This is a genomic window from Lactimicrobium sp. (assembly GCF_036453465.1).
Classification (GTDB): Bacteria; Bacillota_I; Bacilli_A; order Erysipelotrichales; family Erysipelotrichaceae; genus Bulleidia.
The window spans coordinates 43,475-54,063 of the sequence record NZ_JAZHUW010000013.1 but is presented as its reverse complement, the minus strand read 5'-3'; the positions used below and the strand labels follow the sequence as shown (position 1 = coordinate 54,063).

At 45.9% G+C, this 10,589-nt stretch carries 13 protein-coding genes; 9 read left to right on the top strand and 4 right to left on the bottom strand.

All coding sequences use genetic code 11. From position 1 onward, the window contains the following. Positions 1 to 89 precede the first annotated feature (89 nt). A complete protein-coding gene (locus SOI44_RS04980) occupies positions 90 to 404 on the bottom strand; it encodes a GNAT family N-acetyltransferase (RefSeq protein ID WP_331348123.1) in 315 nt (104 codons plus the stop codon). 206 nt (positions 405 to 610) lie between these two features. Between SOI44_RS04980 and SOI44_RS04975 the strand changes: the two genes are divergently transcribed. From SOI44_RS04975 to SOI44_RS04940, 8 genes are all read left to right on the top strand, one after another. Continuing rightward, positions 611 to 952, top strand: a complete 342-nt coding sequence (locus tag SOI44_RS04975; protein ID WP_331348122.1) for a VOC family protein — start codon at positions 611 to 613, stop codon at positions 950 to 952. A gap of 23 nt (positions 953 to 975) precedes the next feature. After that, the gene (locus SOI44_RS04970; RefSeq protein WP_331348121.1) at positions 976 to 1,530 is read left to right on the top strand and encodes a TMEM175 family protein; all 555 of its coding nucleotides are present in this window, start codon (positions 976 to 978) and stop codon (positions 1,528 to 1,530) included. A gap of 42 nt (positions 1,531 to 1,572) precedes the next feature. Next, the gene (locus SOI44_RS04965; RefSeq protein ID WP_331348120.1) at positions 1,573 to 2,361 is read left to right on the top strand and encodes an arginase family protein; all 789 of its coding nucleotides are present in this window, start codon (positions 1,573 to 1,575) and stop codon (positions 2,359 to 2,361) included. 162 nt (positions 2,362 to 2,523) lie between these two features. Beyond that, complete coding sequence (locus tag SOI44_RS04960) at positions 2,524 to 2,787, top strand: hypothetical protein (protein ID WP_331348119.1); 264 nt, start codon at positions 2,524 to 2,526, stop codon at positions 2,785 to 2,787. After that, a complete protein-coding gene (locus SOI44_RS04955; RefSeq protein WP_331348118.1) occupies positions 2,784 to 3,101 on the top strand; it encodes a type II toxin-antitoxin system RelE/ParE family toxin in 318 nt (105 codons plus the stop codon). The genes SOI44_RS04960 and SOI44_RS04955 overlap by 4 nt, the downstream gene beginning before the upstream one ends. Positions 3,102 to 3,299: 198 nt before the next feature. Then, positions 3,300 to 4,742 (top strand): adenylosuccinate lyase, encoded by a 1,443-nt coding sequence (gene purB, locus SOI44_RS04950; RefSeq protein ID WP_331348117.1) that lies wholly within the window; start codon positions 3,300 to 3,302, stop codon positions 4,740 to 4,742. Positions 4,743 to 4,965: 223 nt separating this feature from the next. Further along, positions 4,966 to 6,279 (top strand): MATE family efflux transporter, encoded by a 1,314-nt coding sequence (locus tag SOI44_RS04945; RefSeq protein ID WP_331348116.1) that lies wholly within the window; start codon positions 4,966 to 4,968, stop codon positions 6,277 to 6,279. A 104-nt stretch (positions 6,280 to 6,383) separates the two neighbouring features. Beyond that, positions 6,384 to 7,025 (top strand): YczE/YyaS/YitT family protein, encoded by a 642-nt coding sequence (locus tag SOI44_RS04940; protein ID WP_331348115.1) that lies wholly within the window; start codon positions 6,384 to 6,386, stop codon positions 7,023 to 7,025. Positions 7,026 to 7,128: 103 nt separating this feature from the next. On the opposite strand, the gene SOI44_RS04935 is transcribed toward SOI44_RS04940, so the two are convergent. Together SOI44_RS04935 and SOI44_RS04930 are read right to left on the bottom strand one after the other, a co-directional pair. Continuing rightward, entirely contained in the window at positions 7,129 to 8,301 is a 1,173-nt protein-coding gene (locus SOI44_RS04935; protein ID WP_331348114.1) for a mandelate racemase/muconate lactonizing enzyme family protein, read from the bottom strand. Further along, positions 8,298 to 9,218, bottom strand: coding sequence for a Sir2 silent information regulator family NAD-dependent deacetylase (locus SOI44_RS04930; protein ID WP_331348113.1), 921 nt, complete (start codon positions 9,216 to 9,218; stop codon positions 8,298 to 8,300). Before SOI44_RS04930 ends, SOI44_RS04935 begins: the two co-directional genes overlap by 4 nt. 197 nt (positions 9,219 to 9,415) lie before the next feature. On the opposite strand from SOI44_RS04930, the gene SOI44_RS04925 reads away from it, so the two are divergent. After that, positions 9,416 to 10,042, top strand: a complete 627-nt coding sequence (locus SOI44_RS04925; RefSeq protein ID WP_331348112.1) for a hypothetical protein — start codon at positions 9,416 to 9,418, stop codon at positions 10,040 to 10,042. Positions 10,043 to 10,056: 14 nt separating this feature from the next. Here the strand turns inward: SOI44_RS04925 and SOI44_RS04920 are convergent, their stop codons facing one another. Next, a complete protein-coding gene (locus SOI44_RS04920) occupies positions 10,057 to 10,521 on the bottom strand; it encodes a hypothetical protein (protein WP_331348111.1) in 465 nt (154 codons plus the stop codon). Positions 10,522 to 10,589: the final 68 nt, after the last annotated feature.

The window sequence follows — 10,589 nt, the reverse complement described above, 5'->3', positions numbered from 1 at the left end:
TGGAGAAGATCGAGATCCTCCTGAAATTAGGTTTTGAAAACCACAAAACACTCAAATATAGAGATCTTTTTAGCGTAAACAAGCCACAATCAGAGAATAAATAGACCCACTGTGCAAAAACAGCATCTTTCTTTTATCAGTTCAATCAGCCGGCCGGCAATTCCCTGTCCCTGATATGCAGGATCAACAAGAACATAATGCACCTGAGCCAGCATGCAGGAATCATCCAGTGCTCTTGCCAGACCCACAAGTTTCCTGTCATCCCAGGCTGTAATTACCGTTGAGGAGTGTATTAAAGCCTGATACAGCTTATCAGGATATTTCCCGGATACCCAGTTCACAGACAGAAACAGATGTTGGATTTCTTCCTTTGTGAACTTCTTTTCTTCTGTATAGCGGATCATATGTATCTCCCTTTCTCTACAGCTGCTGTCATGTAAAAAATGTAATGAATAAAAAGCATTATACAGTGTACTCATGCAGGGACAAATACTATGAAACTTCATAGCTGCCAGTACAGGTGATGAAGTTTATTGTCGAATCATCGTTGAAGCAGAATCGAATCAAAGATATATTTTTCTGTGAAAAATGCAGGGGATGGAGGAAATTTATGCTTGAAATCGGATCAATTGTGTGGGGTGTGAAAGATATCAACAGAGCAGTGGCGTTCTGGTCTGCGGCATTGGATTATCAGCTGAAATATCCGGCGGAAGAAGACTGGGCAATCCTGGTGCCAAAGTCCGGCCATGGGATCCAGCTGTCCTTGAAACTGATTGCTTCTGATAAGGCACAGAGACATCACATGGATCTGTTTACGGATCATCAGAAGGAAGAGGTAGAAAGGCTGCTGACTCTAGGTGCTTCGCGTAAGGAATGGAACTATGAGGAAGGGGCAGACTATGTTGTTCTGAATGATCCGGATGGCAATCCTTTCTGTGTGGTGCAGCGCTGATAGAAGAGAGCAGGAATATTCATATGGAAAAGAACAGGCTTGAAGCATTTTCAGATGGTGTGCTTGCCATCATCATAACAATTGTTGTACTGACCTTTACAACACCACAGGGAGACCAATGGTCGGATCTTGCAAAGATGATGCCTATGATCAGTGCCTATTTTCTGAGTTTTCTCTTTGTTGCGATTTACTGGGTCAATCACCACATCATGTTAAAAGATGTCAGCCGTATCAATGTCAAAGTCTTGTGGGCAAACAATGCCCTTCTGTTTGTGATGTCATTCATCCCGTTCTGTACCGGCTGGGTCGGCAGATATCCCTTGTCATTTGTTCCGCTGTTCTGCTACTTCTTTGATATGTTTCTGGCATCCGTGGCCTTCCATATCATGGCAATGTTTATTTCGCATGAACTGGGAAACAGTTACCATGTGGATCTGCGCGGTGCCTGCAGTCTGATCGGCTATCTGGCAGCTGCCTTGCTGAGTTATTTTGTCCCGGTCATATCCTATCTTCTTTCCACTGCCATCAACATCTGGTGGCTGTTCCCGCAGAGAACCGGCAGGATTCTCAAGTTGTGATACTGCTGGCATTCTTGAAAGACTGCGGTATTCTCTAACCGTATGCAGAAAACAGAGAAAAGAGAAAACTATATTCTGGATTTTTCACATGTGTATCCGGAAGATATTGAACAGATCATACCCGGACTTCATCGTATTGACTGCAGTGATATTCAGGGAACAGATCTCTATGTGACACCGCAGGCAGCCGCAAAGATCCGTGAAAGGATCCGTCCTTACGGGATCCATGGCATTCATTTTCTGGACAATGGCAACTACCACTATGTAACAGGCATCATCACAGAACGGATCAGGACACCGTATGTGTTGTTTTTGTTTGATCATCATACCGATATGCAGAGGCCGATGATCCATGATCTTGTCAGCTGTGGCAGCTGGGCAGGGGAGATGGTACGGCGAAGATCCATGTTAAAGCAGCTTGTGCTGATTGGACCTTCTGCCGCTCAGATTGCGCACTTGCCTGCCTCCATGAAAGAAAAAGTATTGTGCATCAGTATGCAGCAGCTGGAGAGTCGGGATGCTTCTCAGGCTTTTGATCTGATCCGGCATGATCTGCCTGCCTATATATCGATTGATAAAGACGTACTGGACCGCTCCTTTGCCAGAACCAACTGGGACCAGGGTACTATGAACCTGGATATGCTAGGTAGGATTGTGAGAGAAACATTCCATCACCATCATGTGCTTGGAGTGGATATCTGCGGAGAGTGTTCCCTGCAGGAGCCGGCAGGAGAGCTTGCACAGGATCTGAAAATCGATGAACGCACCGATGAGATCCTGTATCATTTCCTGTCTTCATCTTATATAGCAGATTCAAAAAATAACGTGTAATCCGGGATACGCTGAATGACGCAATATTTAATGATAATTTCATTCAGATTCGATCTGTATAATTCGATGAATCATTCGTAAAATTTTTCTTTAAATAATTGAAGTTATCAAGTTATTATTTTACTATGATTACATCAGCGATCTGAAGAAAGGAGATTAATTATGACAAAAATCAGCCCGGTTTCTGATCTTAGAAATTATAATTCTGTTCTTGAAAACGTATCTGTTGGAAATCCAGTTTATTTAACAGTGAATGGCAGGGGAAAATACACAATTCGGAATATTGAAGATGATGAAGAATTTGAAAAAGCAAAGGCGATGCTACGGTTAATGAGCGAGCTAAATGAAGGAAGGCGTTCCGGAGAAGAAGAGGGATATATATCTTCTGATGACGTAAGAGCACATTTCCGTGATAAAAGATTATGAGATATCAAGTTGAATATTCTCAGATTGCTCTCAGAGATCTTGATCAAGTCTGGTATGAGGTATTTGAAGCCTCCAAAGATTATGGTACTGCACAAAAATATCTGGACGAGCTAATTAACAAAATTGAACAGAAATCCGATTTTCCTAAATCTGGGATTCCTCTTTACTATGAGGATCTTTTTGAAGGATACTATTTTGTCTCCTTTAAATCCTACTTAGCTTTTTACAGAATTGAAGGAGATAGAATGCTTGTTGAAAGAGTTTTGTATTCTGCAAGCGATTATCGAAGATTTCTGCCAGGCGTTTCAAAATAACGGTTTCATTATTTGAAAGACAAATGGCAGATGAAATGCGTAGATGAATGAATATCTAATACTATAAGTTCAAGTGCTCATATTCGAAATGATGCTGCCTACTGCAGGTGTTTCTGGTTTGATGTCTTTATGATATACTTGCCTCGGTTTTAGTAATACATCAGGCAGTATCACAGCGATTTCATGCAGGAGGGTTACATGACAAATACAGACCGCTATATCAGTCCGCTCTCAGAGCGCTATGCAAGCAAGGAAATGCAGTTCATCTTCTCTGAGGATCATAAGTTCCGTACATGGAGAAGACTCTGGATTGCTCTTGCAGAGACAGAGAAGGAACTTGGCATTGACCGCATCACGGATGAGATGATTGCGGAGATGAAGGAACATCAGGATGATATCAACTATGATATGGCAAGGGCACGTGAGAAGCAGGTTCGTCATGATGTCATGAGCCATGTGTATGCCTATGGCGTACAGTGCCCTAAGGCAAAGGGCATCATTCATCTTGGTGCCACAAGCTGCTATGTCGGTGATAATACTGACATCATTCTGATGAAGGAAGCTTTGACACTGGTGCGCAGGAAGCTGATCAATGTCATTGCGACACTTTCCAGATTTGCCAGAGAGCAGAAGGATCAGCCGACCCTTGCTTTCACACATTATCAGCCGGCTCAGCCGACAACGGTTGGCAAGCGGGCAACGCTGTGGATCAATGAATTCATGCTGGATCTGGAAGAAGTTGATCATGAACTGAAGAATCTCAAGCTGCTTGGCTCCAAGGGAACCACCGGCACCCAGGCATCTTTCCTGGAACTGTTCCAGGGAGATCTGGAAAAGGTGGATGCGCTGGATCCGATGATTGCCAAGAAGATGGGCTTTGAGGCATGTGTTCCTGTCAGCGGCCAGACGTATTCCCGCAAAGTAGATACCCAGGTTGCCAATGTGCTGGCTGGCATTGCGGCATCTGCTATGAAGATGGCAACGGATATTCGTCTTCTGCAGCATATGAAGGAAGTTGAAGAACCGTTTGAAAAGTCACAGATCGGTTCTTCGGCAATGGCTTACAAGCGCAATCCGATGCGTTCTGAGCGTATCTGCTCACTGTCCAGATATGTCATGGTGGATGCTTTGAATCCTGCCATTACAAGCGGTGTGCAGTGGTTTGAGCGTACACTGGATGATTCTGCCAACAAGCGTCTTTCCATTCCGGAAGGTTTCCTTGCCATTGACGGTGTGCTGGATCTCTGCCTGAATGTGACCGATGGCATGAAGGTATATCCGAAGATGATTGAAAGACACCTGAGAGATGAGCTGCCTTTCATGGCAACGGAGAATATCATGATGGATGAAGTGGAGAAGTATGGCGGCAATCGTCAGGAGCTGCATGAGCGCATTCGTGAGCTTTCCATGCAGGCAGGACGCCGTGTCAAGGAAGACGGCCTGGACAACAATCTGCTGGAGCTGATTGCCGATGATCCGATGTTCCATGTCACATTAGAAGAACTTCAGTCCAAGCTGGATCCGAAGCTGTATGTCGGATGTGCACCGCACCAGGTTGAGAAGTATCTGGATACTGTGATTCAGCCGATGCTGGATGCCAACAAGGATCTGCTTGGTGAAACAGTTGAGATTAACGTCTGAGAAAATAGCTATGATTGCATGAAGATAGCGGATGGCAGATATGCTGTCCGCTGTTTTTGATTTCTTGCAAAATTATGAGTAACTTAACATCTGGCACGTGTCTTTTTCCCTGTCTGCAAGCGCCATATACTTTATCGCGATGAATGTAAACGACAGGAAAGCTAACATAGAGACTGACAGAAAAAGAGATCCTCAAACAAATGAGGATGATCTGCTGGCATCCATGCCAGTGGTGAAGGCTTTTGTGAAACTGGCTGTGCCGGCTGTGGCTGCTCAGCTGATCAATATTCTTTATAACCTGGTGGATAAGATGTTCATCGGCCATATTCCAGAAATTGGCTCTCAGGCATTGGCCGGGGTTGGCGTGACAACACCGGTGATTCTGGCGATCTCTGCTTTTGCAGCACTGGCCAGTATGGGTGGTGCACCAAAGGCATCCATTCTGATGGGCAAAGGTGAGAAAAATCAGGCAGAAAGAGTGCTTGGCACATGCACGTGGATGTTACTGATGATATCGTTGATCCTGACAGTGCTCATGCTTGTCTTTGGCAGAAGTATCCTGATGCTGTTTGGCGCCAGTACAGATACGATCGTCTATGCGGTTGATTACATGAATATCTATTGTCTTGGCACTGTGTTCACACAGCTGACATTAGGATTGAATGCGTTTATCACCGCCCAGGGCAGGGCCATGATCAGTATGCGCAATGTTGCCATTGGTGCCGTCACAAACATGATTCTGGATGCACTTTTCATCAATGTCTTTGGCATGGGCGTACAGGGAGCAGCCCTTGCAACAATCATTTCCCAGGCTGTTTCTGCCTGCTTTGTTGTCAGATATTTATGCACAGACAAGACTGATCTGCACTTGTACAGAAGAAATATCCATTTTGATGGAAAGCTGCTTGGGCCATGTATTCTGCTTGGCACTTCACCGGCTTTAATGCAGTTGACGGAGAATATGGTATCGATCAGTTTTAATACAGCTTTGCAGAAATACGGTGGGGATATGGCAGTGGCTTCCATGAGCATTCTCAGCAGTATCATGCAGATTGTGATGCTGCTGTTACCCGGACTGGTGCAGGGGGCACAGCCGCTGCTGAGCTATAACCTTGGTGCTGACAATATTGCCAGGGTGAAGAAGACATTCCGCCTGCTCTTTTTCTGCTGTGTGAGCGGATCTGTTATGATCTGGCTTCTCTGTATGGGTGCTCCTTCCACGATGGCATCTGTCTTTACAAGTGATCATAAACTGATCCAGTACACAGTCAGAAGTATGCGGGTTTACTTTGCCGTACTGCTGATTTATGGCGTGCAGGTTGCCTGCCAGTACAGTTTTGTGGCACTGGACCATGCACCCAAAGCAATCTTTCTGACCATCTGGAGAAAGATCATTCTGCTGATTCCGCTGATCTTTCTTCTGCCGCATATCTGCCCGGATCCTGTTACCGGTGTCTATCTGGCAGAGCCCATTGCCGATACGATTGCGGTATGTACGACGGCACCGATGTTTTTTGCCTATTACCGGAAACTGTAAACACTGCTGTCTGTTATTTTTTCAGGAATTGATGAATTTGTGATCGCAATTTTCATGGAACGCAATATAATACCTGCGTTATGCGAAAGGAAACAGAAACGTTCATGAAAAAGCGTATCTTCTTCGTCATTATCGGCAATATCATCCTTGGTCTGGGTACAGCCGTTCTCAATCTTTCCGGCTTTGGCATTGATCCCTTTACATCCATGACCTACGGCCTTTCTTCTGTGCTTCATATCGGCCTTGGCATTGTGCAGGCATGCGTCAATCTCATCCTGCTTGTTCCGGTTGCCTTGATGATGCATAAAAGCTTTGGGGTCGGTTCTTTCATCAATATGTTTCTGCTTGGCTTTATCGTTCAGTACTGGGGCGTCTTCTTCGGACTGTTTGGCATCACCCAGGCATCTCTGGCAGCCAATCTGCCCATCCGCTGCCTCATGCTTGTGCTTGCTATCATCATTCTCTGCTTTGGCATTGCCCTGTATATGGAATGCGATCTTGGCTGCGGACCATATGATGCTCTGGGAGATCTGATTGCTGAGAAGTCACATGGTAAAATTCCGTTTCACTGGGCACGCATCATGCTGGATGCCATCAGTTCCATCATTGGCTTGATCTGTGGTCTGACGATGCATATTACAACAGTTGGCTTAGCAACCGTGTTTATTGCCTTGTGCACAGGTCCGATCACATCCTGGTTCCGCCGCAATGTAGCTGCCAGGATTCTTGGCACCAAAGCTGCCTGAATGTACTGCAAAAAAAAGAAAACGGTCTACTGCAAAGGAATTCAGAAACATGTCAGTTCTTCCTGCATCAGATCGTTTTTTTTGCTATTGAGGCACTGTTGATTCACCCAATATGGATGACTTCAGAATGCTCAAAGGTGGATGGCGCAATCTCATTGCCAAGGCCTGGCAGATCCGGTATGGGCATTCTGCCATTGATGGGTTCATAGGTTCTGGTTGTTAAGCCAAGCATCTTTGGCATTTCGGTGTTGACGTTATATTCATGAATGATGAAGCCTGGGATGGCGGCTTCCATCTGCAGTGATGCTGCAGTAACAAGCGGTGAGCCGCAGACATGGATCTGTACAGCTGCTTCATACACATATGCCATATCACAGATTTTCTTGACTTCGGTAATACCGCCGCAGGTGCCTAGATCCGGCTGAATGACCTGTACCGCACCTTTGTCCAGACGGTCCTTGAACTGCCAGCGGGAATACATTCTTTCACCTGTGGCAACCGGAATGCCGGTATGTTCATGAATATAGGCAAGATTGTCAGCATGAGGCGCTGTTGGCTCTTCGAAGTACATGATCCGGTATTTCTTTGCCATATTGCCCATCTGGGTGGCAGAGAGTTTGTCGGTCAGGCTGTGGTTTTCCAGAATGATATCACCATTGGGGCCAAGCGTATCACGGACAGCTTTGAGTCTTGCTTCAATCAGATTCATGTAATCCTGGGACAGGTAAGGCGCCTGGTCAAACTTGCTGTAGGGTGTGCCGTCTTCTTTGAAGGTGGTGAAATTGATCTTGACCGCATCAAAGCCTTTTTCCATGGCTGTTTTGGTAACCTGTGCATAGTCTTGTGGTGATGTGGCATGGTGTCTGCCAACGCCCCAGCCCATCTGCAGCTGGCTGGCATATGCACGCAGAGAATCACGCAGTTTACCGCCCAGCAGCATCCATACTGGCACATTGAATTTCTTGCCGCGGATATCCCACATGGCAAGATCGAAGGCACTGATCGCACCAAAGACAACCGGGCCGCCATTGTACCCCCAGAAGCAGCCATAATAGAGCTTGTTCCAGATCTTCTCATTTTCCAGTGGATTCATGCCGATCAGTTTCGGCGCCATGTCCTGTAACATGCCAAAGGCCGCATTGTCGATGCCGCCATAGGACAGTGCCACTTCTCCATCGCCATAAATGCCTTCATCCGTATACACTCTGACAAAGATGGGTCTCCAGCCATCTTCCACCGGTTCACTGTGCAGTAAATCAATCTTTGTGATCTTCATGATCTTGCCTCCTTCATCTGCAGTAAATCTTTGATTGCCTGATCCAGATCTGCCTGAATGACAATCGAGCGGTCTTCAATCTGGTTCCATGTACATGGCTGGTTGAGATCAATGGTGGCAAAGATGGCATTCTTGTTATCAGCTGTCATCTGCCAGAAAGGATATTTGATCACACCGGGTGAGTTGAAACCAACCCCAAGTTCCAGAAAGAGAATGTGCTCATTCTGATGCTTTTTTAGCCAGGATTCATAGCGGGCATGGGCGATGTGCCATCCTTTGTCACGCACAAACCGGTTGTCCCAGAACAGATCAAAGTCCATTTCAGCACCGCACTTTGGACAGTGGGGAATCAGCTCACTTGGGATTTCCATCTTGACCGGATGGTCTTTTGGCGCCTGGAAATGTCCCTGGTCATCCTGTACATATCCCTGCGCTGCTATCATCTTCTGCAGCAGCTGCTTGTCATCGTATGTTTCTTCATGGCATGGCACACTGCACTGCAGAACACCGAAGTCTCCCTGTGTATAGCACAGCTTCTGCTTGTCAAAGCCGGCCCTGATAAATGTATGGTCAATATTGGTTGTCAGTACAAAGTATTCTTTTCCCAACAGCAGTTCTTTCAGGTTTGACATCGTATTCTTTGGAATCTCTTCAAACCGGTTGAACCATGCCCATCTGGACCAATAGGCCCATCTTTCTTCACGTGAGGAAAACTTTGTAAAGCAGCCGCTGTACATATCTGTGATCTGGTATTTTTGTACAAAATCCCCAAAGTATTTCTGCAGTCTGTCCCCGGCAAAGTTCAGCCCTGCTGCGGTGGACAGGCCGCTGCCGGCACCAACCAGAATCGAATCCGCCTGTGCAATGGCATCAGATAACGCCTGCAGGTTTTCCGTATCGTTCTCTGTATCTGACATCTTCCACATTCCTTTCTTTATTGCAGCTATAAGTTAGCACGGTGACTTTTGATGATGAAGATATCAGTAAATTTATGAGCAGCTAATAAAATTGATAGTTATATGACAGGAATTACTGCGGGCAGGGAATGATTTAGCTGATTTTGTAAAGATCTTTTACATTGCTCTGCTATGATAAAAAAGAAAGGGGCATCCCGATGGAATTCTTCAGTATGCTGTGGTCACTGCCAGGGTATGGGCCGTTGATGTGTCTGTTGATGATTGGTCTCATTATCTTTTTTGCCTGTTTGATTCTTGGTGACGTCATCATGGTTTCCGGCCGCAGTTCCTTTCTTCATTTCACTTTTCATGGTGCGATGTATACCGGGCTTCTTCTGATGTTTGCCCCACTTGGTGTACTGACAGTCATGCTGGCGGCGGAAGTCAAAGCAGATTCCGGTCTTGGTATAAAAGGATGGCTTGTGACGATTGCCATGGCTGCCCTGTGCATTGTTATGTCAGCTGTGTCGATCAGCGGCATCATTGACTTCACCAAGAATATTCCCTATATCATCCATCCGCTCCTGGTACAGCTTTCTTCCTGTGAACTGTATGAACAGGAAACAAATGACAGTACGGATTACCGCATCAGCGGCCTGGATGAAACCGGTGACCGCTATGATTTTCAACTGGAACATCAGGAATGGAAGAGGGCAAAAGAACTGTTAGAAAAGATCGGGCAGAACCGGTTCCATGTCAATGTTACGTATCTGCCGAAAGAGAATATTGTTGTCGATTTTAAGACGGAAGATGCAAATGGCATACCGGATCATCAGAAAGATTGATGATGCCGCATAGATTATTTGTGCATTTGTTTTCTGATGTGCTGCAGTCCTTTCATGACGGGTGTATACAACAGACGGCAGACGATGAAGTTTGAGATACAGTGGAGAATATCGCTGGGAATGCCGGCGATCCACCAGGTGAATGCCATGGAAGGCCCGCCGATGAAGATATAGACGATGGCGCAGAGGGCACCGAAGATCAGTCCGAAAAATGCGGACAGAAAGCTGTAGAACCATGCATTGGCATGTTTTCTTGTCAGATAGACGATCATGATCAGCAGCGGCCATAGATACAGGTACATGATGACCCATGTGTCAGGTCCCCAGTAAATGGTTTCAAGGCCTGTAAAGGCAAAGGCAACATAGATAACCTTTGGACCGTAAAACAGAGTGAAGACGATAAACAGGAAGGTGACGAGTTCAACATTGGGAACAGCATCAAGAAGCCTCTTTGAGGCTTCCAGCAGGGCAGTCATCATGCCAAGTACGGCGATGTCATGTGCTGATAAGCGAAAGAGGCTTCTGGTTTGAGATTGTGTCTTCTTTT

Coding starts and splice junctions, on each gene's coding strand:
- SOI44_RS04980 (WP_331348123.1), bottom strand. CDS start 404: ATGATCCGCTATACAGAAGAAAAGAAGTTCACAAAGGAAGAAATCCAA.
- SOI44_RS04975 (WP_331348122.1), top strand. CDS start 611: ATGCTTGAAATCGGATCAATTGTGTGGGGTGTGAAAGATATCAACAGA.
- SOI44_RS04970 (WP_331348121.1), top strand. CDS start 976: ATGGAAAAGAACAGGCTTGAAGCATTTTCAGATGGTGTGCTTGCCATC.
- SOI44_RS04965 (WP_331348120.1), top strand. CDS start 1,573: ATGCAGAAAACAGAGAAAAGAGAAAACTATATTCTGGATTTTTCACAT.
- SOI44_RS04960 (WP_331348119.1), top strand. CDS start 2,524: ATGACAAAAATCAGCCCGGTTTCTGATCTTAGAAATTATAATTCTGTT.
- SOI44_RS04955 (WP_331348118.1), top strand. CDS start 2,784: ATGAGATATCAAGTTGAATATTCTCAGATTGCTCTCAGAGATCTTGAT.
- purB (WP_331348117.1), top strand. CDS start 3,300: ATGACAAATACAGACCGCTATATCAGTCCGCTCTCAGAGCGCTATGCA.
- SOI44_RS04945 (WP_331348116.1), top strand. CDS start 4,966: ATGCCAGTGGTGAAGGCTTTTGTGAAACTGGCTGTGCCGGCTGTGGCT.
- SOI44_RS04940 (WP_331348115.1), top strand. CDS start 6,384: ATGAAAAAGCGTATCTTCTTCGTCATTATCGGCAATATCATCCTTGGT.
- SOI44_RS04935 (WP_331348114.1), bottom strand. CDS start 8,301: ATGAAGATCACAAAGATTGATTTACTGCACAGTGAACCGGTGGAAGAT.
- SOI44_RS04930 (WP_331348113.1), bottom strand. CDS start 9,218: ATGTCAGATACAGAGAACGATACGGAAAACCTGCAGGCGTTATCTGAT.
- SOI44_RS04925 (WP_331348112.1), top strand. CDS start 9,416: ATGGAATTCTTCAGTATGCTGTGGTCACTGCCAGGGTATGGGCCGTTG.
- SOI44_RS04920 (WP_331348111.1), bottom strand. CDS start 10,521: ATGATGACTGCCCTGCTGGAAGCCTCAAAGAGGCTTCTTGATGCTGTT.